This window comes from Arcicella rosea, assembly GCF_014204325.1.
In the GTDB taxonomy this organism is placed as follows: domain Bacteria; phylum Bacteroidota; class Bacteroidia; order Cytophagales; family Spirosomataceae; genus Arcicella; species Arcicella rosea_A.
In genome coordinates, this window is sequence record NZ_JACHKT010000002.1 from 170994 (window position 1) to 197133 (window position 26140).

26 protein-coding genes are annotated in these 26140 nt (G+C 34.9%); 14 read left to right on the forward strand and 12 right to left on the reverse strand.

Annotation, left to right across the window (positions count from 1 at the left end):
* Nucleotides 1-102 precede the first annotated feature (102 nt).
* Nucleotides 103-798: a YjjG family noncanonical pyrimidine nucleotidase gene (locus HNP25_RS02230; protein ID WP_184129584.1), complete on the reverse strand. Its 696-nt coding sequence runs from the start codon at nt 796-798 to the stop codon at nt 103-105.
* Nucleotides 799-959: 161 nt separating this feature from the next.
* Here HNP25_RS02230 and HNP25_RS02235 point away from each other — a divergent pair, with 161 nt between their 5' ends.
* The 12 genes from HNP25_RS02235 to HNP25_RS02290 all read left to right on the forward strand — a co-directional run bounded on the left by HNP25_RS02235 (nt 960) and on the right by HNP25_RS02290 (nt 10792).
* Complete coding sequence (locus HNP25_RS02235; protein ID WP_184129586.1) at nt 960-1283, forward strand: DUF3467 domain-containing protein; 324 nt, start codon at nt 960-962, stop codon at nt 1281-1283.
* Between the two features lie 169 nt (nt 1284-1452).
* Nucleotides 1453-2910 (forward strand): tagaturonate reductase, encoded by a 1458-nt coding sequence (locus tag HNP25_RS02240; RefSeq protein WP_184129588.1) that lies wholly within the window; start codon nt 1453-1455, stop codon nt 2908-2910.
* Complete coding sequence (locus HNP25_RS02245; protein ID WP_184129590.1) at nt 2907-3914, forward strand: sugar kinase; 1008 nt, start codon at nt 2907-2909, stop codon at nt 3912-3914. The genes HNP25_RS02240 and HNP25_RS02245 overlap by 4 nt, the downstream gene beginning before the upstream one ends.
* A gap of 7 nt (nt 3915-3921) precedes the next feature.
* Entirely contained in the window at nt 3922-4581 is a 660-nt protein-coding gene (locus HNP25_RS02250; RefSeq protein ID WP_184129592.1) for a beta/alpha barrel domain-containing protein, read from the forward strand.
* 189 nt (nt 4582-4770) lie between these two features.
* Complete coding sequence (locus HNP25_RS02255) at nt 4771-5796, forward strand: rod shape-determining protein (protein ID WP_184129593.1); 1026 nt, start codon at nt 4771-4773, stop codon at nt 5794-5796.
* Between the two features lie 118 nt (nt 5797-5914).
* Nucleotides 5915-6763 carry a rod shape-determining protein MreC gene (gene mreC / locus HNP25_RS02260; protein WP_184129595.1) on the forward strand — a complete coding sequence of 283 codons (849 nt, stop codon included), beginning with the start codon at nt 5915-5917 and terminating at the stop codon, nt 6761-6763.
* 213 nt (nt 6764-6976) lie between these two features.
* Entirely contained in the window at nt 6977-7321 is a 345-nt protein-coding gene (locus HNP25_RS02265; protein WP_221432367.1) for a Rod shape-determining protein MreD, read from the forward strand.
* A 166-nt stretch (nt 7322-7487) separates the two neighbouring features.
* The gene (locus HNP25_RS02270) at nt 7488-8105 is read left to right on the forward strand and encodes a sigma-70 family RNA polymerase sigma factor (protein ID WP_184129601.1); all 618 of its coding nucleotides are present in this window, start codon (nt 7488-7490) and stop codon (nt 8103-8105) included.
* A gap of 222 nt (nt 8106-8327) precedes the next feature.
* A complete protein-coding gene (locus tag HNP25_RS02275) occupies nt 8328-8534 on the forward strand; it encodes a phosphohydrolase (protein ID WP_229202765.1) in 207 nt (68 codons plus the stop codon).
* Nucleotides 8535-8653: 119 nt separating this feature from the next.
* Nucleotides 8654-9229 carry a guanylate kinase gene (gmk, locus tag HNP25_RS02280; RefSeq protein WP_184129606.1) on the forward strand — a complete coding sequence of 192 codons (576 nt, stop codon included), beginning with the start codon at nt 8654-8656 and terminating at the stop codon, nt 9227-9229.
* 187 nt (nt 9230-9416) lie between these two features.
* Nucleotides 9417-9989, forward strand: a complete 573-nt coding sequence (gene nadD / locus HNP25_RS02285; protein WP_184129609.1) for a nicotinate (nicotinamide) nucleotide adenylyltransferase — start codon at nt 9417-9419, stop codon at nt 9987-9989.
* Nucleotides 9986-10792: a Rossmann-fold NAD(P)-binding domain-containing protein gene (locus HNP25_RS02290; RefSeq protein WP_184129612.1), complete on the forward strand. Its 807-nt coding sequence runs from the start codon at nt 9986-9988 to the stop codon at nt 10790-10792. The genes nadD and HNP25_RS02290 overlap by 4 nt, the downstream gene beginning before the upstream one ends.
* Before the next feature lie 146 nt (nt 10793-10938).
* On the opposite strand, the gene HNP25_RS02295 is transcribed toward HNP25_RS02290, so the two are convergent.
* Nucleotides 10939-13305, reverse strand: a complete 2367-nt coding sequence (locus HNP25_RS02295) for a S9 family peptidase (RefSeq protein WP_184129615.1) — start codon at nt 13303-13305, stop codon at nt 10939-10941.
* A gap of 270 nt (nt 13306-13575) precedes the next feature.
* Nucleotides 13576-14952, reverse strand: a complete 1377-nt coding sequence (gene murC / locus HNP25_RS02300; RefSeq protein WP_184129618.1) for a UDP-N-acetylmuramate--L-alanine ligase — start codon at nt 14950-14952, stop codon at nt 13576-13578.
* Between the two features lie 179 nt (nt 14953-15131).
* On the opposite strand from murC, the gene HNP25_RS02305 reads away from it, so the two are divergent.
* Together HNP25_RS02305 and pyk are read left to right on the forward strand one after the other, a co-directional pair.
* Nucleotides 15132-15638, forward strand: coding sequence for a PAS domain-containing protein (locus HNP25_RS02305; protein WP_184129621.1), 507 nt, complete (start codon nt 15132-15134; stop codon nt 15636-15638).
* A gap of 292 nt (nt 15639-15930) precedes the next feature.
* The gene (pyk, locus tag HNP25_RS02310; protein ID WP_184129624.1) at nt 15931-17403 is read left to right on the forward strand and encodes a pyruvate kinase; all 1473 of its coding nucleotides are present in this window, start codon (nt 15931-15933) and stop codon (nt 17401-17403) included.
* Between the two features lie 337 nt (nt 17404-17740).
* Here pyk and HNP25_RS02315 read toward each other — a convergent pair whose 3' ends face one another.
* The 9 genes from HNP25_RS02315 to HNP25_RS02355 form a co-directional block, all read right to left on the reverse strand.
* Nucleotides 17741-18241 (reverse strand): NADH-quinone oxidoreductase subunit J family protein, encoded by a 501-nt coding sequence (locus HNP25_RS02315; protein WP_184129627.1) that lies wholly within the window; start codon nt 18239-18241, stop codon nt 17741-17743.
* A 51-nt stretch (nt 18242-18292) separates the two neighbouring features.
* Nucleotides 18293-18811, reverse strand: a complete 519-nt coding sequence (locus HNP25_RS02320) for a NuoI/complex I 23 kDa subunit family protein (RefSeq protein ID WP_184129630.1) — start codon at nt 18809-18811, stop codon at nt 18293-18295.
* Nucleotides 18812-18872: 61 nt separating this feature from the next.
* Nucleotides 18873-20048 (reverse strand): NADH-quinone oxidoreductase subunit NuoH, encoded by a 1176-nt coding sequence (gene nuoH, locus HNP25_RS02325; protein WP_184129633.1) that lies wholly within the window; start codon nt 20046-20048, stop codon nt 18873-18875.
* 38 nt (nt 20049-20086) lie between these two features.
* A complete protein-coding gene (locus tag HNP25_RS02330; protein WP_184129636.1) occupies nt 20087-21103 on the reverse strand; it encodes an NADH-quinone oxidoreductase subunit G in 1017 nt (338 codons plus the stop codon).
* Nucleotides 21104-21196: 93 nt separating this feature from the next.
* Complete coding sequence (locus HNP25_RS02335; protein ID WP_184129638.1) at nt 21197-22387, reverse strand: glycosyltransferase family 4 protein; 1191 nt, start codon at nt 22385-22387, stop codon at nt 21197-21199.
* A 9-nt stretch (nt 22388-22396) separates the two neighbouring features.
* Entirely contained in the window at nt 22397-23737 is a 1341-nt protein-coding gene (gene nuoF / locus HNP25_RS02340) for an NADH-quinone oxidoreductase subunit NuoF (protein ID WP_184129641.1), read from the reverse strand.
* A gap of 76 nt (nt 23738-23813) precedes the next feature.
* The gene (locus HNP25_RS02345) at nt 23814-24308 is read right to left on the reverse strand and encodes an NADH-quinone oxidoreductase subunit NuoE family protein (protein WP_184129643.1); all 495 of its coding nucleotides are present in this window, start codon (nt 24306-24308) and stop codon (nt 23814-23816) included.
* A 24-nt stretch (nt 24309-24332) separates the two neighbouring features.
* Complete coding sequence (gene nuoD, locus HNP25_RS02350) at nt 24333-25568, reverse strand: NADH dehydrogenase (quinone) subunit D (protein ID WP_184129646.1); 1236 nt, start codon at nt 25566-25568, stop codon at nt 24333-24335.
* A gap of 12 nt (nt 25569-25580) precedes the next feature.
* Nucleotides 25581-26081 (reverse strand): NADH-quinone oxidoreductase subunit C, encoded by a 501-nt coding sequence (locus tag HNP25_RS02355; RefSeq protein ID WP_184129649.1) that lies wholly within the window; start codon nt 26079-26081, stop codon nt 25581-25583.
* Nucleotides 26082-26140 lie beyond the last annotated feature (59 nt).

Genomic DNA, 26140 nt, shown 5'->3' on the forward strand with positions numbered 1-26140 from the left:
CTTCAGTCTTGTTTCTTGCTTCTTGTATCTAAAAATCCTCAAGTCCAAAGTCCTCAAGTCTTCTAGTCTTGTCTCTTGCTTCTTGTTTCTAAAATCTCAAAACTAAAGAATCTCCTTCAACTCAATCAAATCCTTCACTTCATGTTTGGGCTGTAAAGTAATATCTTGTTTTCTACCGTCTGGATTAAAGAAAACCGTATCAATTCCAGCTTTGGCAGCACCCACAATATCACTTTGAAAACTATCGCCAATCATGATACATTCATGAGGTTTTGCTCCGACCAACGCTAAAGCATATTCAAAAATACCTACTTCGGGCTTTTTGAATCCTGAGTTTTGAGAAGTAACAATTTCTCGGAAATACTGTTTAATTCCGCTAGAAGTCATTTTAATGTCCTGCACTTCCATAAAACCATTGGTAATAATATGTAATGGATACTTTGGAAAAAGATAATTCAAAACAGATTTGGCATTTGGTAATAAATTGGGTTTGCGAACAGAAATGTTGATATAAGTATCCGAAATTTCATCACAAAGAGAATAATCATAACAGCCTAATTCAGTAAAAATCATCCTAAAACGATTGTGGCGTAATTCGGGCTGAGCAATTTTTCCTTGTTCGTATAAATCCCATAATTGATGATTGATTTCGTTGAACTTCAAATAAAATTGATGCGAAGAAGGAATGCCATAAGTATGCAAAGCGAAGTGCTGATATACTTCGTCTAAAGCTTGTTTAGAATTGGTGTTATGATCCCAAAGCGTATGGTCAAGGTCGAAAAAAAGATGTTTATACATAAGGATTTTTATACAAATATGCTCACTAGAATCTATGAAACAAAGCGTGAAGTATTTTGTTTTGGACTATAAAAACCGAATTAATTTGCAATAAGACATTCTTTTGTATAAATTCATAGTCTGTAAAAAAACAATTTCAAGAAATCTAATTGAACTATAAAATGGCTAGTCAACCCACTGAAGAAAACCAGATAAATGTAGAATTAACCGAGGCGATGGCAGAAGGGGAATATGTGAATCTGGCGATGATTGCGCATTCTCAAAGTGAATTTGTGATTGATTTTATCAAAATGATGCCTGGAATACCAAAAGCAAGAGTGAAATCGAGAGTAATTCTTACACCCGACCACGTGTATCGTTTATTGAATGCTTTAAAAGAAAATATTCAAAAATATGAGGAAGCTTATGGTCCCATAACTGACGATAAAAACCAAGATGGATTCCATTTTCCAACAAATTATCGTGGCCCGATAGGCGAAGCTTAAGTTAAAGCATAAGCAACATAAATTTTAGCATTATCATCAATAAAGCGTAAAGTGAGGAATAGACGGTGTTCTATTTACTTGATTTACGCTTTATTGTTAAGATAATAATGAGTAGATAATAAGTACTTTGAGGCTTTAAAAAATATATTTAATTAAATATTTTGATACAATGAACCAAAAACTGACCAGAGAATATTTAGCGTCGAATGCTGAGAGCTTGAGTAAACTTGTTGAATTACCTAACGATAAAATTTTTGAACTTCCAGAGAAAGTACTGCAATTTGGTACTGGAGTATTATTGAGAGGACTTTGCGATTATTTTATTGATAAGGCTAATAAAAAAGGAGTGTTCAATGGTCGTATAGTGGTTGTTAAATCTACAGACAAAGGTGGCACTGACGATTTTAATGAACAAGATGGACTTTTTACACATTGTGTGAAAGGTCTAGAAAACGGACAAGCTATCGAAGAATATATCATTAATGCTTCAATTTCTCGTACTATTTCTGCCCGTTCACAATGGAATGAAATTCTAGCTTGTGCGAAAAACCCTGAAATGCAAGTAATCATTTCCAATACCACAGAAGTAGGAATCATGTTGTTGGAAAATGATAAAATCACGAATACTCCTCCACAATCATTTCCAGTAAAATTATTAGCCTTTTTATACGAGCGTTGGAAAGAATTCAAAGGTTCTGCCCAAAGTGGAATGGTAATTATTCCGACAGAATTAATTGTTGGAAATGGAGATAAATTACAAGAAATCGTACTAGAACAAGCACATCGTAACGGACTTGAACCAGAATTTATCGAATGGCTTGAAAACCATAATTCATTCTGTAATTCATTAGTAGATAGAATTGTACCAGGAAAACCAGATAAAGAAATTTGCGAAGAATTAGAAAAGAAATTCTCGTACCAAGATGATTTGATGATACTTTCTGAGGTCTATCGTTTATGGGCTATTCAAGGCGATGAAAAAATCCGTAAGGTTTTATCTTTCGCAAGTGCAGATTCAGGTGTTATCATCGAAAGAGACATCGAAGTATATCGTGAATTAAAGTTAAGAATGCTTAACGGAACACATACTTTAACCTGCGGAATGGCTTATTTGTTAGGATTCCGTTTGGTAAAAGATGTAATGAGTAATAGTTATTTAAGTAAGATTATCACCAATATGATGTTGGGCGAAGTTTCTTTAGCTATTCCATATAAAATTGATCCAAAAGTAAGAGACCGCTTTGGTAGAATGGTTTTAGATAGATTCCGTAATCCATTCTTGCAACATAAATTATTAGATATTACGGTACAATATACTGCAAAAATGAAGATGCGTAATGTGCCAATTCTTTTGCAATACTATCGTGAATTTGGCAAAGCACCAGAATTGTTTGCCATGGGTTTTGCAGCATATTTACAATTCATGAAGGCAGAAAAAGAAGTGAATGGTAATTATTTCGGAGAATGTAATGGAGAGTATTATCCTATCAATTGTAATTTTGCTCCGTACTTTTATGAAGCATGGGAAAATTTTGATTTAGATAAAGTATTATCCAACAGAAGTTTATGGGGTGAAGACTTAACACAATTAGAAGGGTTTTCTGATACAGTAAGAAAATATTTATGAAAAAAGTAGTCACTTTCGGAGAGATAATGATGAGGTTGAGTACTCCAAATCATGCTCGTTTTCAACAGTCGACAAGTTTTGATATTAATTTTGGTGGGGGCGAAGCAAATGTTTCGTCCTCATTGGCTATTATGGGGATTCCTGCGAGTCACGTTACTCGTTTTCCTGATAACGATTTAGGTACAGCTGCTATCAACACTTATCGGAAGTACGGATTGAGTATGCAAGATGTAGTCCGTGGAGGCGAACGCTTAGGCATTTACTATGTAGAGCAAGGTGCAGCGATGCGTCCAAGTAAAGTAATTTATGACCGAGCTAATTCATCTTTTGCTAGCCTAAAACCTTCTGAATTCAACTGGGAACAAATCTTTGAAGATGCTCAATGGTTTCATTTCACGGGTATTACTCCTGCTATTTCAGCTAGTGCAGCTCAAGCTTGTTTAGAGGCAGCACAAACAGCAAGTCGTTTAGGTTTAAAAGTTTCTGCCGATGTTGGTTATCGTTCCAATTTATGGAAATGGGGCAAGAAACCTAGTGAAATAATGCCCGAACTGATTGAAAACTGCGATATGATTATTTGTAGTAAAGGCGATGCAGAAGATATGTTTGGCATTGTACCTAATGACGAAAAGAGAAGCTTTAAATCGGTTTGTCAACAACTTACTGATTGTTTTCCTAAATTGAAAAAAGTGTTGTCAACCAAGCGAGGACAAATTTCAGCCTCACACAATACTTTGGTAGGAAAATGCTGGAATGGATTTGAAATGTTAGAAACCAAGCAAATTAACATTCCAGATATTGTGGATAGAATTGGCGGAGGAGATGCTTTTATGGCTGGTTTTATTTATGGAGAAATCATTTATCAAAATACTCAGAAAGCAATAGAATTTGGAGTAGCTGCTTCGGCACTAAAACATACGATTGAAGGCGATTTTAATTTATCGTCTGTAAAGGAAATTGAAGTCGTGATGAACGGCGATGTAAGTGGAAAATTAAGAAGATAAATTAACTATGAAATTTTCCAAAGAGACTTTGTACGAAAAACTTTATCAAACACCCATCATGCCACTTTTCAATCATCCTGATGTTGAAAAGTGTAAAGCCGTGGTGAAAGCGTGTTATGATGGTGGAATCAGAGTTTTTGAATACACCAATCGTGGTGTTGGTGCAGATAAGATTTTCGCTGAATTAGTAAAATATATTCGGAATGATTTCCCTGAAATGGCAATTGGTATTGGCACTATTTACAATGCCGAGGAAGCCGAATACTTTGTTGATTTAGATGCTGACTTTATTGTTCAGCCAATCTTGGATGCTGGAGTAGCAAAGGTTTGTCAAAAAAATAACATGGCTTGGTTTCCAGGAGTGCTTACTCCAAACGAAATTTATAAAGCCAACCTTTTAGGTGCAGATATTGTTAAAATTTTCCCTGCAAATATTTTAAATCCTTCTTTTGTCAAATCTGTTAAAACGGTGATGCCCCAAGTTGAAATGATGATAACTGGTGGCGTTGAACCCAATCAAGAGAGTTTGAATACTTGGCTTGATGCTGGAGCTAAATTTTTCGGAATGGGCGGACAACTATTTCCTAAAGCAATTTTGGAAAGTAATGATTTCAATTGGATTCATCTTAAAGTAAAAGAAAGTCTAAAAATTATTTTAAAAAGATAAACCTCACTTCGCTTTTGTCTTTTATCTTCTTGTACTTCTAAATTTTTTCCCTGTGGTTTTAAGGTAATCTCTTACATTCTCATTAATTTTGTACTTTTACAAGAATATCTGAAAACAGGTGGTTTTAAATGATTAACTTTACAAAGAACCTGTCGATAAAAATATTAATATAAAGAACAAAATCATAAAATGGGATTATTCAATTTCCTGACTTCAGACATTGCGATTGACCTTGGTACTGCCAATACGTTAATTATTCATAAAGATAGAATTGTGGTTGACGAACCATCAATTATTGCCCTTGATAAATTGAGCAATAAAGTATTAGCCATTGGAAACAAGGCAATGCAGATGCACGAAAAAACTAACGATAATATCAAAACTATTCGTCCTTTGAAAGACGGAGTAATTGCCGATTTTACGGCAGCCGAATTGATGATTCGAGGAATGATTAAAATGATTGATACGGGAAATCGTTTTTTAACGCCTTCTCACCGTATGGTTGTTTGTATTCCTTCAGGAATTACAGAGGTAGAAAAAAGAGCAGTAAAAGATTCTTGTGAACACGCTGGTGCTAAAGAAGTGTACATGATTCACGAGCCTATCGCTGCGGCAATAGGTATTGGAATAGATATTGAACAACCAAATGGTTCAATGATTGTGGATATTGGTGGTGGTACAACTGAAATTGCAGTAATTGCACTTTCAGGAATTGTCTGCGAGGCTTCTGTACGTATTGCAGGGGATGTATTTACTCGTGATATTGTTGATTATATGCGTCGTGAACACAATTTATTAATTGGTGAACGTTCAGCAGAGTTAATCAAAATTGAAGTAGGTTCAGCTTTGCCAGAATTAGAAAACCCACCAGCAGATTACGAAATCCGTGGACGTGATTTAATGACTGGTATTCCAAAAGAAATTAAAGTTACTTATTCTGAAATTGCTTATGCTTTAGATAAATCAATTTCTAAAATTGAAGAAGCAGTAATGAAAGCACTTGAGGTTTCGCCTCCAGAACTTTCAGCCGATATTTACCACAATGGTATTCATTTAACAGGTGGCGGAGCTTTATTGCATGGTTTAGATAAACGTTTGGCGAATAAAACTAAATTGCCAATTCATATTGCGGATGACCCATTAAGAGCTGTAGTACGTGGAACAGGTGAAGTATTAAAACATCTTGACCACTTCAAGCCTATTCTCATCTCTTAATTAACAAAGATAAGAAATGAGTAAATGAAAGAATGATATTTTTATGTTCTTTCGTTTACTCATTTTTACATTATAGACTTTTCCAAAATCAATTACTCCAAGATTCTTCTTTTAGCAAATGTATCAGTTAATCCAATTTATTTCTAGGAAACGAGCCTTCATTCTGTTTGCATTACTGGAGGTACTGAGTCTATGGTTTTTCTATTCAGTCAATAATTATCCAAGTGCTGTGATGTTTAATACCACCAATTATTATGCAGCAAAGGCTTTAGATATTTCAAATTCAATTGTGGAATATTCAAATCTTAGAAAAGTAAATGATGATTTAAGTGATGAAAACAAACATCTCTACGAAATAGTAGAAAAATTACAAGCCCAACAGTCTCCAGTTTCTCAATCAGGTTTTAATTACAAGGCTGATTCTGCTGTTGCTGCTCGTTTTAAGTTTACAGTAGCCAAAGTAACCAATCTTTCAGTAGCACAATTCAATAATTATATTACCATTGATAAAGGTACTGCTGATGGTTTATCTCCAGGAATGGGCGTAATTTCTTCAACAGGAGTAGTTGGTAAAATTAAATCTTGTTCAGAACATTATTCAAGAATAATTTCTATCCTTCATTCAGAATATACCGTTTCTGCGAAAGTAAAAAGTAATAACGAAATTGGTTCAGTAAAATGGGATGGCAAAAATCCTTCTATTGTTGAAATGACTGATGTGTCAAGATATAAAAATGTTAGGGTGAAGGATACAATTATGACTTCAGACTTTAACTATGTCTTTCCTTCCAACATCGTAATTGGTTATGTTAGTAAAGTAGGTTTAAAACCAGACCAAACTTTTCATGACATCAAAGTAAAATTGGCGACTGATTTTAGTACACTTTCTTATGTTTATGTCATTAATAATAAACTTGAAAAAGAACAGAAGGCTTTAGAAAGTACTGACAGTGAAGTAAAGAAATAAAACCTGTTGTAATAATTGTGCATAGCTTAAACTCGGCAATTTAATTTAAGAATGACTCCAAGAAATATTTTTCCACAAATACTTACTTTTATTTTTTATCTTTTGCTGCAAATTTTCTTTGTCAGACAATTGGTATTCCTTAATCACGCATTTTGTTTCGTTTATGTAGCCACGGTTATTCTACTTCCTTTTGATATTAGTAGAGTTCAACTAGTGTTTCTAGGCTTTATTGCCGGAATGTTTATTGATATTTTTTATAATACCATCGGTGCAAATGCCGCAGCGATGACTTTCATTGCTTATATTCGTACTCCTATTTTAGCACTATTAGTACCACAAAGAGGCTATGACGAACGCCAAGTACTTAGCCTAAAATCAATGGGTTTATCTTGGTTTGTATCTTACGTAATGATATTGACTTTTGTTCATCATTTTATACTTTTTTCTTTAGAAGCCTCAGATTTCGGTCTTATTCTACCCATTCTAGTCAAAGTAATTGCCAGCACCATTTTTACAACCTTAGTAATTGTCATTATTCAATTTTTTAGAAAAGATTAGTTACCAATCGTGGTTATGCCTTTTTGTCAGGAAAATGATAAAAATCATGCTTGGCAAGTTGTTTGTTTATAAAAATTATCTAAAACAATGTAATGTAGATTCAATAAATTACTTGATAATTAAGGTATCATTTTCTATTTTTATCAAGTGATATTCAGCAGCAACCATGGACGAGCAAGAAGAAATTAAAATAACTCAAACCTATACTGAAGTAGAAAAACATAGAGTTTTCGAAAAGGAGTTTATGCCGTACATTGACTCAATGTACAATTTTGCCTTTCGTCTGACGAATGATGAAGACGATGCCAACGACCTTGTTCAAGACACATATCTCAAAGCATTTAGATTCATCAACTCTTTTGCTGAAGGAACTAATGCCAAAGCATGGCTGTTCAGAATCCTGAAGAATAGTTTCATCAACGACTTCAGAAAGAAGTCTAAAGAACCTTCAAAAGTTGATTATCAAGATGTTGAAACAACTTATAATTCTGAAGAAGATGCTGAAACAACCCAAACAGTAGATTTAAGAGCTGACACCGTTCAAGATTTAATTGGGGATGAAATTGCAAACGCTTTAAATGCTTTGCCAGTAGATTTTAGAACAGTGATTATCCTTTGTGATGTTGAAGGATTTACTTATGAAGAAATGGCAAAGATTTTGGATATTCCTATCGGAACTGTGCGTTCTCGTTTGCACCGTGCCAGAATGTTGTTGAAAGAAAAATTGAAATCGTATGCCAAATCATTAGGCTATGACGTAAATGCTGACAGCATGGCAGAATAAGTAGTTGTGGATATAAAAAAATGAACTTTCAAAGGAATATTTTTTATATTTTTAAACATAAGGGAATTTTTTTATAAACCTTCCTGTTGATTAACTACTTGATTATCACAAATAGTAACCCCAATAAAACGCCAAATTAAATTTGCTTAATCCAATAGAATAATGGTTTCCGAGGTTGAAAAAATTCAAAAAAAGACAAGCTGCGAGCATCAATCTGACTGTATGAAATTAGTCCAATTAATTGTGGATGGTCAGGCAACAGATGAGCAAATAGCCCAATTTAAGCAAAACATGGATAAATGTTTGCCATGCGAGAAAGGATATGAATTGGAGAAATGTATCAAAGAAACAATGCAATTGAAATTGGAAAAAAAATGCGTTCCTTCAAGCTTGATTGATTGTATCAAAAAGAAAATAAGTGCATTGTAATTGAGCTATCTTGCTCTTTTGATAAAGGTTATTAAGTCCGTCGTGATTGTTACGATTTACTTAATAGCCTTTTACTTTTAATTAATTAGGGTATTTTGTACCTACTTACTTGTTGAAAATTGGAAAACGGAAAGCTTATTATCTTCTCAGCCCCTTCTGGTTCGGGCAAAACAACTATTGTAAAGCATTTGCTTGCGAATAATGACAATCTAGGATTTTCTATTTCTGCCTGTACACGTGATAAACGTGGACGTAATGAAGAAAATGGAAAAGATTATTACTTCATGACTCCCGATGAATTCAAAGAGAAAATTGATAATGATGAATTTGTAGAGTGGGAGGAAGTATATCCTGGGGCTTATTATGGCACATTGAAGTCAGAAATTGAAAGGCTGTGGGCTTCTGGAAAACATGTCATTTTTGATGTGGATGTTCGTGGTGGTGTAAAATTGAAAGAGTATTATAAAGATAGAGCTTTATCAATCTTTGTGAAAGTACCAAGTGTACAAGAACTAGAAAAACGCTTACGTGAACGTGGTACAGATTCAGAAGATTCTATCTCGAAAAGAGTATTTAAAATGAATTTTGAAATGTCTTTTAAAGATAGATTCGACATCATTTTATTGAACGATGATTTAACTGAAGCTTTCAGAAAAGCACAAAAACTGTTTGATGATTTTACGAAAAAGCTTTAGGCTTTAAGCTTTGAGCCTTGAGCTGATAGCTTTGAGTAATGAGCTTTGAGCTTTGAGTTTTGAGAATTAAGATAAAATAAGGGAAACCTTAATCTTTTACCTTAATTCTTTTACCTCAAACTCATAACTCAAAGCTCATTTCTCATAACTCAAAGCTCATAGCTTGCAGCTCATAGCTCATAGCTATATGAAAATTGGTCTCTTTTTTGGGTCTTTCAATCCCATCCATATTGGGCATTTAATTGTTGCCAACGTAATGGCAACCACTACAGACTTAGAACAAGTCTGGTTTGTAGTTTCTCCACAGAATCCTTTCAAGAAAAATAAATCTTTACTGCACGAATTCGACCGTTTGGATATGGTTGAAAAAGCCATAGCCGATAATCCTAAATTTAAGGTAACCAACATAGAATTTTCGATGCCAAAGCCTTCTTTTACGATTGATACCCTCATTCGTTTGCAAGAAAAGTATCCGCAGCATGAATTCAAATTGATTATTGGTGGCGATAATCTGGCACAGTTTCCAAATTGGAAAAACCATGATAAGATTTTAGAGTACTTCGGTTTATATGTTTATCCACGCCCGAATTCAGAACCTAGTGATTTAGAAAACCACCCGAATGTGCGTTTAGTGAAAGCTCCTTTATTGGATATTTCAGCTACGTTCATTCGTGAATGTTTGAAAAATGGACAATCAATTAGTTACATGATTCCAGAGGCGGTAGAAGAGTTTATCTTGAGAAAAAAGTTTTATCTATGAAAATAAGTATTTTAGGTTGCGGTTGGTTAGGTTTGCCTTTAGGCAAATACTTAGTAGAAAATGGTCATGAAGTAAAAGGTTCTACTACTTCTGAAGCCAAATTATCATTGCTTCAAAGTGTAGGCATTCAGCCTTTTTTACTGAAATTTTCTCCAGCAGTAGAAGGCGATGAACTTGCTGAATTCCTTCAATCAGAAATATTAATTATTTGCATTCCACCTCGTGCTGGCAAGTATGGTGAAGATTATCATATCCAACAAATTCAATCTTTAATTCCTGCTCTTAAAAAATCCAGTATTCAATCCATCATTTATACTTCTTCAACGTCTGTTTATCCAGATTTGAATAGAGAAATTACAGAGGATGATGAGGTAATAACTTCTTCGGCGTTGATAAAAGTAGAAGAATTATTAAAAGCACTCGATACACAAACAACTATTTTACGTTGTGGAGGTTTGATGGGAATGGAGAGAATAGGAGCGAAGTACTTTGCTGGAAAGCGTATCAATACTGGACAAATTCCTGTGAATTACATCCATCAAGATGATGTAATTGGCATTATTTCAACGATACTTGAAAAAGGTTTTTGGGGAGAAACTTTTAACGTTGTCTCACCTGAACATCCAGTCCGTAAAGAAGTATTTCTAAAGAATTGTGAAGAATATGGTTTTGAAGTACCAATTTTTGAAGAAGCTACCGAAGCCATTCCATTTAAAATCATCAGTCCACAAAAGCTAATTGAGAAAACTGGTTATCAGTTTAAATATGCTAATCCTTTAGATTTTACTTATTCATTTTTGTAGTTAGTTCAGTGATTGGTGATTAGTAATTGGTGATTAGTTTAGGTTTTCCTTTAATGTGCTTGCCTAAAATAGATTGACAAAACTTTCAACCTATTTTAGGCAAGCACATCTAATCACCAATTACTATTCACCAATCACTTCCTCAATCATTTCTTCTTCAATGTCGTTTCAAACAGTTTGAAAATTCTTTTGTACTCATCCATCCATGATGTTGGTTCTACAAAACCGTGATCTTCCATCGGATATGATGCTAATTCCCAATTCTCTTTTTTCAATTCAATTAATCTTTGTGCTAAACGCACGGCATCTTGGTAATGTACGTTGACATCAATCATTCCATGGCAAATCAATAAATTGCCTTTTAAGCCATCAGCATAATAAATCGGTGAACTTTTACGATACGCAATGGAATCTGTTTGTGGCTCATTTAAGATATTGGCTGTATAAGGATGATTGTAAGCTGCCCAATCTGTTACGGGTCTTAATGCTGCACCAGCCGCAAATACATCAGGCGTAGTAAACATTGCCATTAAAGTAATAAAACCACCATAAGAGCCACCGTAAATACCAATCTTTTTAGGGTCAACACCTTGGGTTTCTACCAACCATTTAGCACCATCTACTTGGTCGGTTAAATCTTTACCACCCATAAAACGATAAATACCTGTACGCCAATCTCTGCCATAGCCAGCCGAACCACGATAGTCAATATCCAATACGGTATAGCCATTATCAACCAACATATTATGGAACATATATTCACGGAAATACTGACTCCACCATTTATGCACATTTTGTAAATAACCTGCACCATGCACAAAAATTACGGCTGGCTTTTTACCTTTTTCTCCTTTGCCTTCATACAAACGAGCATACACTTCTGAGCCATCTTTAGCATTAAAAGTAACGATTTCGGGTTCACGCCATTTATATTCTTTAAACTGCTGGCTTTGCGATTTTGTAATTTGGCTAGGCGGAGCATTAACTACATTATCCTGAACATATACTTCCCAAGGACGATTTGAATATGAATTCAAATAAGCCAATTTGGTTTCATCAGGCGAAAGTACTACTTGGTTTGACCCCGTCATTTTTGTTAAACGTACTCTTTCTCCACCTGTCACAGCCATTTTGTAGAAATGCTGTTCGCCTGGATGTACTTCATTGGAAGTAAAGTAAAAATGTTGTTTGTCTTTTGATAATTGAAGACTTTGAATCTCAAACTTTCCTTTGGTTAATTGCTTTTTAGCACCTGTTGTAAGATTAACAGTATATAAATGTGAGTACCCATCTTCTTCTGACTGATAGTAAAGTGTTTGGTCATCGCCTAAAAAGCCAATGTTTCCAGTACTAAAATTAGAGCCAATCCCAGGGCCACCAATCCAAGCTTCATCTCTTTGTCTATCAATCGTTTTAAGCTTTCTTGTGGCAATGTCTAGCTTTAAAATCCAACGGTCTTTATTATCCTGACTTCTTACTACTACTACGCAGTATTTTCCATCTTCCGACCAAATCGGTTCATTGAACATTACTTTTCTAGGCTCAGCTTTTTTATTTTTTGTAGTATCTTTTTTAGCATACTCTTTCAAATAAGCTGGTTGTTCATCAATGCCTTCAATTTCTTTGGTTGACACTTGCAAGGCAGTATCTTTTTTAATGTCATAAACCCAAAACTCATAAGTAGGCATTGGTGCACCCACCTTAGTTCTAGCAGGTAAATCTTCTGTAAAACCAGATTCTGTTACATAACTTGGTACAACTGCATTTTTTGCACCAGTAGCTGATTTTGTGAGTCGATAGGTAATATAATTTTCATCAGGACTCAAGGTCTGAATATCTACTCTTTTATCTTCAATATAAATCTCTTTGGCACGTTTTGGTAAATCTTCTTTGGCAATTGCCTCACCTTGTTTTTTCTTATCTGCACGTTCTTTCAATACTTCAAAAAGACTTAATTGATCTTTCTTGAGCCATTTTTCTTGTTCATTAGCTTTCGCTTCTGCTTTCTTAGTGCCAGTCAAGAAATTACTTAATTGCTCTGTTTCACCAGTGGCAAGATTAAAACTGTACAAATTACTTGCCTTACTGTAAATAATTTTAGTCTCTTTGCCATTAAAGCTAGGATTACTTTCTACTTCTACCGTATTAGTCAGCTGACGAACCGCCATTGTTTTACAGTCTAGCAAAAATAAATCCCCATTTTTTGTGTAAATCTTTTTTGAGAAATCACGGCTATAAACGCCATTAAAAGCAGGCAAAGCTCTACGAACTTGCGGAGGAACTTTAAAAGGCTTTTTTTCAGTAACCGAAGCACTGTATAAAGAATCAGCCTTATTACGGAAAGGGTTCCAGTTGAAATAAACCATTTTACTATCTTCCGACCAATTGATGGAAGATGGCAAAGCTCCAATAGTAAATTTAGGGTCTTGCATGATATGCTCAATACTCAAATGTTGGGCATTGAGTTGTACATAAAAGCAAGTAATAGCAATGAACGTAAGGATTTTTTTCATGTTGATGATTTTTACTGATAAATATAGTTTTTAGGGATAAGACAAATCTAATCAAACAAAACAATTGATGCAAAAAGTATGGAGCTTGATGTAATTTATATGAAGACTTATGTGATTTTAATAAATGATGATTTGTTGTGGAAAAGAATGTTTAGGTAGCAGATTAATGAATCTCCTATGAGTTTAGTTTTTTAGTAATGGCGTAGGTTTTGGTTGGTTTAGCTTTGACAACTTTTTGAAAGTTGTCAAAGCTATGAAAACTTAAAAACATTATAAACTCAATCCCCATTCTTTAATCTTAGGAATCAAAGTATCAATATCGCCTGCTCCAACACTTACTATTAATTCAGGTTGTTTTTCTTTGAGGAGGTCTAATACGGCCTCTTTGCTACAAAGTGTTTTGCTTGGAGAAGTTACTTTATTAAAGATTATATCAGAAGTAACTCCTTCAATTGGTAATTCTCTGGCTGGATAAATATCTAGTAAAATCAAATCGTCGGCTAAACTTAAACTTTCAGCAAAACCTTCTTGAAAATCTCGGGTACGAGTAAACAAATGTGGTTGGAAAACTACCGTTAATTTATGTTGTGGATACAAGGCTTTTACAGACGATAAAAACGCTTGTATTTCGGTAGGATGATGTGCATAATCATCAATATAAACAATCTTCTTCGAGCGGATATGGTATTCAAATCTACGTTTTACGCCTCCAAAAGTACAAATGCCCTCTTTGATTTCTGCTGGACTAAGTCCTACTTCTAAAGCCACTGCTGTAGCCGCCAAAGCGTTTTCCACATTATGGAAACCGGGTGTTAATAAAGTACAATCTTTGATGATGCCATTTGGATAAACAATATCAAAAATCATTTCGGCATTTTCAATTCTTAGATTTTCAGCATAAAAATCACCTTCGTACAATGAATATTCTGTCGATTCATTGTTGGTGAAACTTGCCAAATTCAAACCTTTACGCTGATATAATTTACCGCCTTCTTTTAGTTGAGAGACAAATAATTGGAAAGATTCCAGTAATTGGTCGTGGTCGCCATAAATATCCAAATGGTCGGCATCGGTAGAAGTAACAATGGTTAAGTTGGGATATAAAGTAAGAAAAGAACGGTCGAATTCGTCTGCTTCTACTACACATATTACATCCTCTGGCGATTCGTTTATCAAGAAATTTGTACCATAATTCTGGGTGATTCCTCCTAAAAAAGCAGTAACATTTTTACCAGCATTTTTTAGAATATGCGAAACCATTGATGAAGTAGTGGTTTTACCATGCGTACCCGAAACGGCGATGGTAAAAAAGCTTTTGGTCAAAAGTCCCAATACTTGTGAGCGTTTCATCAAAGTAAAACCATTATCTTTTAAATAATTAAATTCAAGATGGTCTTTCGGAATTGCGGGCGTGTAAACGATGAGTGTTTCTTCTTTATTGGCTAAAAATTCAGCGGGAATCAGGCTAATATCATCAGAGAAATGAACAGGAATTCCTTCAGCTTGTAAAGCATTGGTTAGTGGAGTAGCGGTTTTGTCATATCCTGCTAATGAATATCCATTGGCAATAAACCAACGAGCAATTGCCGACATACCAATGCCACCGATTCCAAGAAAATAAATGTGTTTTAGGGCTTTAAGATTCACTTCTATCAAGGGTTAAATTTCTATTAGGGCAAAGATATTTAGTTTTTTATAATTATTACCAAAGGCTTTTGTGGCTGTTCTACTCTTCTGGAATATTATTTTTAAAAAAAATGTAAATTTTTAAAACAAAATCATTTTACAAAGACTTACCACTAATAAGTTTAAATTTATTTTGTAAAATGACTAATCTTTCCCCAGAAGTCCATTGTGATACTTTCAAGAATGTACACTTGGTGAGCCCACTGCTACATGCCTATGAGTTTACAACTAGAGCGAGCAACAACATAACAGAGTATGAATTTTTAGAAGAATATGCTAGAAATCGTGCTTGGCATTTTAATTTAAGTAAAATCAAGAATTTTTTGAAGCATCGAGAAAATGCGATTGTTATTACTTGTGCCAACGAAAAAATAGAGTGGGTCAATAGAGGTTTTAGCAGAATGACAGGTTATGGTGCTAATGAAGCTATTGGGAAATTTCCAAATTTCCTTCAAGGAGTCGAAACGTCAACAATAATTAGAAAACAAATTAGAGAAAAGTTGACCGAGAGATCTACATTTACAGGACAGGTAGTTAACTACAGAAAAGATGGAGAGCTGTATTTGTGTAAAGTAGAAATTTTACCGATTTTTAATAAGAATAATATATTGAGTAATTTTATGGCTTTAGAACGAGAAGTAAATTAAGGTTTAGAAAAAGGATTGCTAATCCCATAAGGTGAAAAACTTTATGGGATTTTTTTTGTGACTTATAGAATCGTTTGAAATCTGATAGTAAGACAAAATATTATTATTGATATTCATTAAAATATATACTGTTGATTTGGTTATTTATTTTCTTGATAAAATTATATTTGTAAAATAAAAATTAAACTTCTCGAAGAAAACACATAAATTTAATTCAAAGTGTAAATAGTAAAATGTAATTTCGCATTATATTATCTAATTGAACTATCAAGATTGAATAATTAACTGAATTATGTCCTATCAAAGAAAAACTAAAATCGTAGCAACAGTAGGTCCTGCTTCCGATTCAAAAGAAATGCTAGTTAAGTTTGCAGAAGCTGGCGTGAATATTTTCCGACTTAACTTCTCGCACGGAACACACGAAGACCATTTACAGAGATTAACAACTATTAGAGAAATATCTCAAGAGTTAGGAATTAATCTTGCAGTTCTGCAAGATTTACAAGGACCTAAAATTCGTACACAACTTGTAGAAAATAATGGTGTTACTATTACAGAGGGAAATAAATTGACATTCGTAATGGATGAAACTTTATTGGGAAATTCAGAACGTGTAGGAACAACTTATACTTCTATGTATTTAGATGTAAATGTTGGAGAAAGAATTTTGATGGATGATGGTAATTTAGAAGTTAAAGTTTTAGAGATTGATAAAGTAAAGAAAGAAGTAATTACTGAGGTTGTTTATGGTGGCGTTTTAAAGTCGAAGAAAGGTATTAACCTTCCGGGTACTAAAGTTTCTTTACCATGTTTAACAGAAAAAGACCTTAAAGATTTATATTTTGGTTTAGATAATGGTGTTGATTGGATTGCCCTTTCATTTGTTCGTACTGCTGCTGATATTCACGATATTAAAGACAGAATCAAGGCTTATGGTAAGAATACTAAGGTAATTGCTAAAATTGAAACACCATTTGCGATTGATAATTTAGACGAAATCATCGAAGCTACAGATGCAATCATGGTTGCTCGTGGTGACCTTGGTGTTGAAATTGATGGTGCAAGAGTTCCTCATTTACAAAAACTAATGGTTGAGAAATGTACTTTGGCTGGAAAACCAGTTATCGTGGCTACTCAAATGTTAGAGTCGATGATTACTAACCCTGTACCAACTCGTGCTGAAACATCTGACGTTGCCAATGCAGTGTTACAAGGTGCTTCTGCAACGATGTTGAGTGGTGAATCTGCTTCTGGTGCATATCCATTGAAAGCTGTTGAAACAATGGCACATATTCAAGAAGTAGTTGAGCAACAACAAAACGAAATCAAAATTGTAAAAGGAGATGAAGCATCAATTTACTTTAAGAATCACTCTTTAAGTAAAGGTTCAATTGAGTTTCCTTTAAATGATCGCATGATTGCTGGAGCTTGTCGTTTAGCTCGTGATACTGAAGCAAAAGCAATTTTGTGTATTACTAATAGCGGTTATACTGCTTTCCGTTTATCTGCTCATCGTCCTAAAGCAGGCTTATATATCTTTACTTCAAATAAAGCCGTTCAACAAGAAATGGGTTTATTATGGGGAGCAAATGTTTTCTATTATGAAACAAAAGGAAAAGATGTTGAAGCAACTGTAAAAGGAATGACAGATTTCTTGAAAGAAAAAGGTTTATTAGCTACTGGTGATACTTTCGTAACGACATTAAGTATTCCATCAGATAAGAGTTTAAAGACAAATACTGTTCAATTAGGTATTGTTGAATAGTTTTCTTTTATGATATTAAACATGAGTCATCCCGAATTTTAAAATCACAAAAAAGCGGTCGAAAAACTAATTTCGACCGCTTTTTTGTGATTGATGGACAACGAATTCCTACTGTTTGAGCGAAGCGAGTTTAGGAATTCTTGATTTTTTTGTTACTTTTTGTATCAAGACAAAAAGTAAGGACGAGAACAAATCTAAAAAACTTTTTAATCTTCTAAAACTCGCTATTTTAGGAGAAAATTCGGGATGACTTATGTTTTTAATGCCCCAAAAGCAAGAAAACAAAAAAGCCTGACGAAAACTAATCATCAGGCTTTTTGTTGTTATTTTTATTTACTTAAAAATTACGTTCTCCAGCTTCTCTTTTTCCTAACATTACTGCACCAACCATAGCTACAAAAAACAAGATAGAAACTAATTCAAAAGGAAGTACATAATCACGATAAAGGATTTGTCCTAGCCCTTCAACCATCCCTGTTTGTGCATCGATTGGTTTAACATCCTTTAAATCTACCTTGCGTGAAGCTGCAATTAAAATTACTAAAAGTGTTCCACCTAAAATAGCACCAGCTAGTTTGGTTAATGTACTTTTCGAATCGGGTGAATTTTTGCTTAAATCCATCATCATGATTACGAAGAGAAATAGTACCATGATGGCACCTGCATAAACTACAATATTAACAGCCATTAAAAACTGGGCATTTAACAATACGTAATGACCAGAAATACAGAAGAATGTGAAAACCAAATACAAAACACTGTGTATTGGGTTTTTAGATAATATTACCATTGAAGCACTCAGGAGTGTCAAGGCAGTTAGGAAGTACCAAAAGTTCATATTTTTAATGAATCGTTATCAGATATTACAAATAATTTATTTACAAAATGGCTATTTCCAACCTTCTCTTAAATAGCGATTATCCATTTTTTCAACCAATTTATCTTTTCCAAAGATTACTTCAGAACGGTCTTCAAAAACAGGAACCATTTTATCGTGTTGTAAGTAAATGGCTTGTTTAGGACAAGCTTCTTCACACAAACCACAGAAAATACAACGAAGCATATTTATTTCATAAACGCTTGCGTATTTCTCTTCACGGTATAAATTTTCTTCGCCTTTTTTACGTTCTTCCGCAACCATTGAAATTGCCTCTGCTGGACATGCTACAGCACATAGCCCGCATGCAGTACAGCGTTCTGCTCCTTCTTCATCACGTTTCAGGATGTGATGTCCACGAAAGACAGGGCCTAAATAACGTTTTTGTTCAGGATAACGAATGGTTACTTTTTTAGAAAAGAAGTGTTTTAGCGTAGTAGCCATACCACCAACGATAGCTGGTAAGTAAATGCGTTCGGCAAAAGTCATTTCTTCTTGCTCTAAGACTTTGGATTTATTTGATAATTTCATAATAGTCTTCAAACCTTAAAGGAAAGAGTTTTTATTTTGAAGCTTAAAATATTATGATATTTTAAGCTGTTGCTAATTTCTTTTTCTTGTATTTCATTTCGCTGTAAGCAAATGTTACCACTAACATGATGATAACGCCAGCCCATGATGCTCCAACTGTCATCCAGTTTGAACCGCCATCATTTACAGTAAATAACATTGAAGCACCCGTCAATACAACATTGAACATTGCTAATGGAATTAATCCAGTCCAGCCTAAGCCCATTAATTGGTCATAACGGAAACGTGGAAGCGTCCAACGTACCCACATGAATATAAATACGAATATCAATGCTTTTACGATTAATACAACAAGACCTAAAAGTGCAGATACATTATAAGCATATTCTCCTAACCATGAAATTTGGGCGACATAATCATTGAATAAATAATCGTAACCACCAAAGTATAAGGTAGCCATTACTGCTCCTGAAATAAACATATTAATGTATTCAGAGAATAAGTAAAAGCCTAATTTCATAGAAGAGTATTCTGTGTGATAACCACCAATTAGTTCAGTTTCACATTCAGGTAAATCGAAAGGAGTACGGTTACATTCAGCAAAGGCACAAACTAGGAATATTACAAAGCCTAAAGGCTGATAAAGGATATTCCAATGACCGTTTTGTTGTGTTTCAACGATTGATTTTGTTGAAAGTGAGCCAGAAAGCATCAAGATAGCGATGATTGAAAGCCCCATTGCTAATTCATAAGAAATGTTTTGAGAAGCTGCACGAATAGCACCAATTAATGAATACTTGTTATTTGAAGCCCAGCCACCGATTAAAACACCATAAACACCTAAAGAAACTATTCCAAATACCCAAAGAATACCGATGTTAACATCAATTCCTTGTAAGTCTAGGATTATTCCATCTCCTAAATCTAATTGGTCGCCAAAGGGTACAACTGCTGATGTCATCAAAGCGGTAAGCATAGATAAACATGGTCCAGCTATAAACAGCCATTTATTTGAGTTTGCAGGAATAAAATCTTCTTTCATGAACATTTTTACAGCATCTGCAAGAGGCTGTAAAATACCAAATGGCCCTGCTCTGTCTGGCCCAACACGGTCTTGCATAAAAGCAGCAATGATACGTTCAAAGTAAGTAGAATAGGCCGCTACACCAAGCGTGATAGCGAAGATAATACCTACATAAATGGCTTTGGCCGTAAATAATGTTGATGTAATTTCCATATATCTAAATGAGTAAATAGTAAACTATCTACAATCAATTAATTTAATTGCTTTTGTGGGGCTAAAAATGAACGATCACGGTTATCGTCAATCTTTTTATATTGTTCAGCTGCTTGTTTTAATGGGAATGCTGGCGTGATTTTGTTCGCTCCATACTTATTAGCAGAAATTACTGAATTATGTGGTACTTTGCTTGGCCCTTCGATTGTCCAATCAGAAGTCTTTTTACGTTCAAAACGGCAAGTATTGCAGATAAATTCTTTTACTTCACCCCATTCGTTTTTACGTGCTGTTACTCTGATTACTTCGTCGCCTCTGTACCAAAGTGTTACTTTGCCAGAACATTTTCCACAATCGCAACTTGCATCTACGGGTTTTGAGAACCACACACGACTTTTGAAACGATATGTTTTATCTGTTAAAGCTCCTACTGGGCAAACATCTATAATATTTCCAGAGAAATCGTTATCAATTGCTTTTTCAATATAAGTGCTAATCTCAGCATGGTCACCACGGTTCATTACACCATGCACACGTCCGTCTGTAATTTGGTCTGCTGTATAGACACAACGGTAACACAAAATACAACGATTCATGTTTAATTTGATATTCGGCCCTAAATCTACAGGATCAAATGTATTTCTTTCTTCTACAGTACGTGTTTTAGATACACCGTGCTCAAAAGTAAAGTTTTGTAAGTCACATTCACCAGCTTGGTCACAAATTGGACAATCTAACGGATGATTCAATAATAAAAATTCTACAATGCCTTTTCTTACCTCTAATACTTGTTCGTTGATAGTGTTTTCAACCACCATACCTTCTTGAATTTGAGTAATACAAGCAGGCACCAATTTTGGCATAGGACGAGGATCTTTTTCAGAACCCGCTGTTACTTTAACCAAACAACCACGGCATTTACCACCCGAAGCCTTTAGCGGTTCGTAATAACACATGGCAGGAGGTGCTATATGGGGCCCAATTTGACGAGCCGCTTGCATTATGGTTGTACCAGGCGCTACGTCAACGGTGATGTTATCTATTGTAACTTTCATATAAAAGCTTAATATTTAATTTTGTCGATTAAAACATGGTCTTTCCTAAGAGCAACCCAATTATTAACGATTCAAACTGTATTTCACTTAAAATCAAGAAATACTTTCGTGTTCGTTTATTTCTTCTAAAATTTGTAATATCTGCGGAGTTATCACAGAAGCATCATAATTTAATGCTTTCTGATACATTTTTTGCCCAATTTCTTCTCTGAGTAACTTATTCTCAATCAAGGCAATCAATTTACTTTTAGCACTAACTATACTTCCATAAGGAATGATTACTCTTTCATCTTTATCAACGTATTCAGGAGCACCACCAGCTTTGTCAAAACACACGACAGGAATTTTATTCAAACTTGCTTCAATCATCACTAATGGATGAGGGTCTTCTCGTGAAGAAAGAAAAAATATATCAAAGCAAGCCATGTAGTCGATGTTATCTCTGGTAGGAGCAATAACATGTACGTGATTTTCAATGCCCATTTTTTCTAAATCATACAAAATGTTTTGGTGTTCAACGGAGTTTTTTTGAATACCTATCCACAAAAAGTGGACATCTTTCTTTTCATTAAAAACAGCATTTGCTACTGACAAAAATGTGTCAACCCCTTTTCTCCATTCAAAATTACCGCATCCTCCAATTACTAGAGCATTACTGGGAATATTCAGGCGTTTTCTAATGCCTGTTCTATTAGCATAATGCAACTTGTTGAGGATGCCATTTACTGATATAAATGGATTTACAACAGTTATTCTATCTTCAACAATTTGATGGTTTTTAAAAAGATTACTTTTAATCTCTTTTGATGCTGCTAAAAAATGAGTACAATTTTGTACTTGATATGCTAAATCCTCTGGTAATGTGTATTTTTGGATAGAATTTTCAAGTTCATGCACATAAACTACAAATGGGCATTTCAAAAATTCAAGATTTCGTAATAAACCACCATTGGCAATAGTATTTGAAAAAATTAAATCAAATTTTAGGTCGGCTAGCTCTTTAAGTTTTTCCTGATAAAAGTTCAGTTTACGGATTTTGTTTAGTTTAAAAACTTTATCGTAAATGATTCTTGAATAAGGATTTCTTCGTGATGATTCTTCATTGTATTCCCAAAGAATCACATTTGCTACTTTATTAAATTCAGCTAATAAAGTCCCGCCTTTAGCTAATAAAAGATATGTTTCTAAACCTTGATTTTTTAAAGATTTAAGTAAATCAAGTAGTACATATTGTGCACCCGCAACATTAGCGTCGTGTCCAATAAATAATATCTTTTTTTGCATACCCTTAAATTATAAACTCCAGCTTGCACCTTCACGCATAAATACTGCACCTTTTTGTGTTGCTTTTTCAGGATGTTTGATATGCCATTCGAACTCGTCACGGAAGTGGCGAATCGCAGCGGCAACAGGCCAAGAAGCTGCTTCACCTAAGGGACAAATTGTATTACCTTCAATTTTCTTTGCTACATCCACTAGCAAATCAATATCTTCTTGACGACCTTTTCCGTGTTCTATTCTATAAAGCACTTTGTCCATCCAACCTGTTCCTTCACGACAAGGCGAGCATTGTCCGCATGACTCATGATGATAAAAACGACCGAAAGTAAGTGTATTATGAACAATACAAGTAGTTTCGTCCATTACCACAAAACCTCCAGAGCCTAGCATGGTTCCTGTGATAAAACCACCATCAGAAAGCGATTCGTAAGTCATCAAACGGTTTTCACCATTCACTGTTTTCAAAATCAACTCTGCTGGAAGAATAGGGACAGAAGACCCACCTGCTACTACCGCTTTTAATTTATGACCGTCTCTGATACCGCCGCACCATTCATCTGCAAAAATAAAATCTTCCACAGTAATACCCAATGGAATTTCATAAACACCTGGTTTACGAACATGCCCAGAAGCTGATATTAATTTAGTTCCTGTACTTCTACCAATACCAATTTTAGCGTATTCGTCACCACCATTGTTAATAATCCAAGAAGTAGCAGCAATCGATTCTACATTGTTAACAACAGTCGGGCATTGCCACAAGCCTTTAACCGCAGGAAAAGGAGGCTTGTTACGTGGGTTTCCACGTTTTCCTTCCAACGATTCCAATAAAGCTGTTTCTTCTCCACAGATGTAAGCACCACCACCCGGTTGAACGAAAAGGTCAAGGTCATAACCAGAACCTAAAATGTTTTTACCTAGCAAGCCTTTGTCGTAAGCTTCTTGAATGGCTTTTTCAAGAATATTGACAACATACATTAATTCGCCTCTTACGTAAATATAAGAAGTATTTGCACCTAAAGCATACGACGATACAATCATTCCCTCAATTAGAGTATGAGGTGATTTCATCATCAAATAATGGTCTTTGAAAGTACCCGGCTCTGATTCATCCGCATTACAAACTAAATAACGAGGAACACCTTCTGGTTTAGCCAAAAACGACCATTTCATACCCATTGGGAAACCAGCACCACCACGACCACGAATACCTGATTTTTTTACTTCTTCAGTAACTTCATCAGGAGTCATCGTTTTCAAAGCTTTCTCTACTGCGCTATATCCACCTTTTTTACGAAAAACATCAATGGTTTCAATGCCTTGTACGTCAATATGTTCGGTTAATATTTTCATTTTTCTATTAAATTTGATTAGCGATACTTCGCATCGAATTCAGATAAAGTGTATCAATTAATTATTGAATACATTATTATTTTGACAACTCATCAATGATTTCATCAACTTTCTCGTTCGTCAAATGCATGTAATATTTTTCTCGAATCTGGAAGACAGGTCCCCAACCACAAGCTGCTAAACATTCTACTTCTTTAATCGTAAATTTACCATCTGCAGTAGTTTCACCAGTTTCAATACCTAATTTTTTCTTTAAGTGGTCATATACTTCAACACCACCCATTAAACAACAAGGTCCTGTACGGCAATATTCAATTACATGCTCGCCTACTGGTTCAAGGTGAAACATTGTGTAAAATGAAGCCACTTCATAAACTTCAACAGGCTTTATTTTTAGCAAATTAGCCACATAATCCATTACTTCTGAACTACACCATTTCCACTCTGCTTGAGCCAAATGTAAAATAGGAAGTAAAGCAGATTTTTGCTTACCTTCTGGGTAACGTTTAATGATTTTATGAACTAACTCCAACGTATCGGCTGGAAACTGTATGGTTTGTGTATTTGTCATGTTTTAGTCTGAATTAAGCAAAAATTACACGTCTAATTCCCCAGCAATCACATTCATCGACGACATCGTAACGATGGCATCAGAAAGCGTTGAACCTTTAATCATTTCTGGGAATGCTTGATAATAAATATAACAAGGACGACGGAATTTCAAACGATATGGTGCACGGCCACCATCTGATACCAAATAGAAACCAAGTTCGCCATTACCACCTTCTACTGAGTGATATACTTCGCCAACTGGAGCGTCAATTTCACCCATTACAATTTTGAAATGGTAAATCAATGCTTCCATATTGTTATAAACCTCTTTTTTTTCAGGTAAATAATAATGAGGGGCATCTGCGTGATATGGGCCTTCAGGGAGGTTATTAAGAGCTTGTTTGATGATTTTTAGACTTTGCCACATTTCTTCGCCACGAACCAAGAAACGGTCATAAGTATCACCTTTTGTTCCAACTGGTACTTCAAAATCAAAGTCTTCGTAAGAAGAGTATGGATTCATCGCACGAACGTCATAATCAACGCCAGCGGCTCTAAGGTTAGGGCCAGTAAAACCATAGTTTAAAGCACGTTCAGCAGAAATAGCACCCACATCAATGGTTCTATCCATGAAGATACGGTTTCGTTTTACTAAGCTTTCAAATTCTATGAGTCCAGCAGGAAATTCGTCAAGAAGGATTTGGATTTTACGGATGGCTTCTTTAGATAAGTCTCTTTCCATTCCACCACAACGACCCATGTTCGTTGTAAGGCGAGCACCACACATTTCTTCGTAGATTTCGTAAATGTGTTCTCTCCATTGCATTACATACAAAAAGCCTGTTAAAGCACCTGTATCAACAGCAAGGATGGAATTACAAATGATGTGATCGGCAATACGTGCCAATTCCATCATAATTACTCTAATATATTGTGCTCTTTTAGGTACTTCAACCCCTAAAAGTTTCTCTACAGTCATGTGCCAACCCATGTTGTTGATGGGCGACGAACAGTAGTTCATACGGTCTGTAAGCGTGGTAATCTGATAAAGAGGACGACGCTCAGCAATTTTCTCGAATGCACGGTGAATGTATCCTACTGTCTGTTCTGCATCAATAATAGTTTCACCGTCCATCGTTAAGATGTTCTGAAAAATACCATGAGTTGCAGGGTGAGTTGGTCCTAAGTTTAGGGTTGTCAACTCATTGACATATTTTTTATCTACTTGTGCTTTCTCTAAGCCTACAAACGGGCTTGATACTAATGCGATTTCAGACATATTTTTATAAATTTATCTACCAAACAAGGCATCAATTTTATCTTGACGAGTGGCGTCTTCCAAAGGATATTCTTTACGCATCGGATGATAATCCATGTCTTCTGCATTCAGAATACGTTCCATTTTTGGATGGCCAGAGAACAAAATTCCGTAAAAATCAAAGGCTTCTCTTTCCATCCAATTGGCACAAGCATATAAACCTGTAATGGTTGGCACTACGATATTTTCTCTGGTAACATATAATTTGATAATCAATCTTACATTGTTTTCTAAACTATGTAAATGATAAATAACACCAAATTCATGACTTGGAACGTCTGGGAAATGAATACCGCCTAAATCTGTAAGAAATTGGAATTTGAAGGTCGGATGTTGATATAAATAATGCATCAACGGCACAATGGTGTCGGTTGTAGTGGTTACGTTAAGAAGACCGTAATTTTCTACAATTCCAAAAATGTTATCTTCGCCAAATTGTGCGACTAAATCTTGTGCTATTTGTTCGTTTGTCATTGTTAGCTTATCTGTCAATCGTTTATCTTTTACTTGTCATTCAAACAAGCGAAGTAAAC

Bases quoted from the DNA above. Each gene is read 5' to 3' on its own strand.
- HNP25_RS02230 (WP_184129584.1), bottom strand. From the start codon at position 798: ATGTATAAACATCTTTTTTTCGACCTTGACCATACGCTTTGGGATCAT.
- HNP25_RS02235 (WP_184129586.1), top strand. From the start codon at position 960: ATGGCTAGTCAACCCACTGAAGAAAACCAGATAAATGTAGAATTAACC.
- HNP25_RS02240 (WP_184129588.1), top strand. From the start codon at position 1,453: ATGAACCAAAAACTGACCAGAGAATATTTAGCGTCGAATGCTGAGAGC.
- HNP25_RS02245 (WP_184129590.1), top strand. From the start codon at position 2,907: ATGAAAAAAGTAGTCACTTTCGGAGAGATAATGATGAGGTTGAGTACT.
- HNP25_RS02250 (WP_184129592.1), top strand. From the start codon at position 3,922: ATGAAATTTTCCAAAGAGACTTTGTACGAAAAACTTTATCAAACACCC.
- HNP25_RS02255 (WP_184129593.1), top strand. From the start codon at position 4,771: ATGGGATTATTCAATTTCCTGACTTCAGACATTGCGATTGACCTTGGT.
- mreC (WP_184129595.1), top strand. From the start codon at position 5,915: ATGTATCAGTTAATCCAATTTATTTCTAGGAAACGAGCCTTCATTCTG.
- HNP25_RS02270 (WP_184129601.1), top strand. From the start codon at position 7,488: ATGGACGAGCAAGAAGAAATTAAAATAACTCAAACCTATACTGAAGTA.
- HNP25_RS02275 (WP_229202765.1), top strand. From the start codon at position 8,328: ATGAAATTAGTCCAATTAATTGTGGATGGTCAGGCAACAGATGAGCAA.
- nadD (WP_184129609.1), top strand. From the start codon at position 9,417: ATGAAAATTGGTCTCTTTTTTGGGTCTTTCAATCCCATCCATATTGGG.
- HNP25_RS02290 (WP_184129612.1), top strand. From the start codon at position 9,986: ATGAAAATAAGTATTTTAGGTTGCGGTTGGTTAGGTTTGCCTTTAGGC.
- HNP25_RS02295 (WP_184129615.1), bottom strand. From the start codon at position 13,305: ATGAAAAAAATCCTTACGTTCATTGCTATTACTTGCTTTTATGTACAA.
- HNP25_RS02305 (WP_184129621.1), top strand. From the start codon at position 15,132: ATGACTAATCTTTCCCCAGAAGTCCATTGTGATACTTTCAAGAATGTA.
- pyk (WP_184129624.1), top strand. From the start codon at position 15,931: ATGTCCTATCAAAGAAAAACTAAAATCGTAGCAACAGTAGGTCCTGCT.
- HNP25_RS02315 (WP_184129627.1), bottom strand. From the start codon at position 18,241: ATGAACTTTTGGTACTTCCTAACTGCCTTGACACTCCTGAGTGCTTCA.
- HNP25_RS02320 (WP_184129630.1), bottom strand. From the start codon at position 18,811: ATGAAATTATCAAATAAATCCAAAGTCTTAGAGCAAGAAGAAATGACT.
- nuoH (WP_184129633.1), bottom strand. From the start codon at position 20,048: ATGGAAATTACATCAACATTATTTACGGCCAAAGCCATTTATGTAGGT.
- HNP25_RS02330 (WP_184129636.1), bottom strand. From the start codon at position 21,103: ATGAAAGTTACAATAGATAACATCACCGTTGACGTAGCGCCTGGTACA.
- HNP25_RS02335 (WP_184129638.1), bottom strand. From the start codon at position 22,387: ATGCAAAAAAAGATATTATTTATTGGACACGACGCTAATGTTGCGGGT.
- nuoF (WP_184129641.1), bottom strand. From the start codon at position 23,737: ATGAAAATATTAACCGAACATATTGACGTACAAGGCATTGAAACCATT.
- HNP25_RS02345 (WP_184129643.1), bottom strand. From the start codon at position 24,308: ATGACAAATACACAAACCATACAGTTTCCAGCCGATACGTTGGAGTTA.
- nuoD (WP_184129646.1), bottom strand. From the start codon at position 25,568: ATGTCTGAAATCGCATTAGTATCAAGCCCGTTTGTAGGCTTAGAGAAA.
- HNP25_RS02355 (WP_184129649.1), bottom strand. From the start codon at position 26,081: ATGACAAACGAACAAATAGCACAAGATTTAGTCGCACAATTTGGCGAA.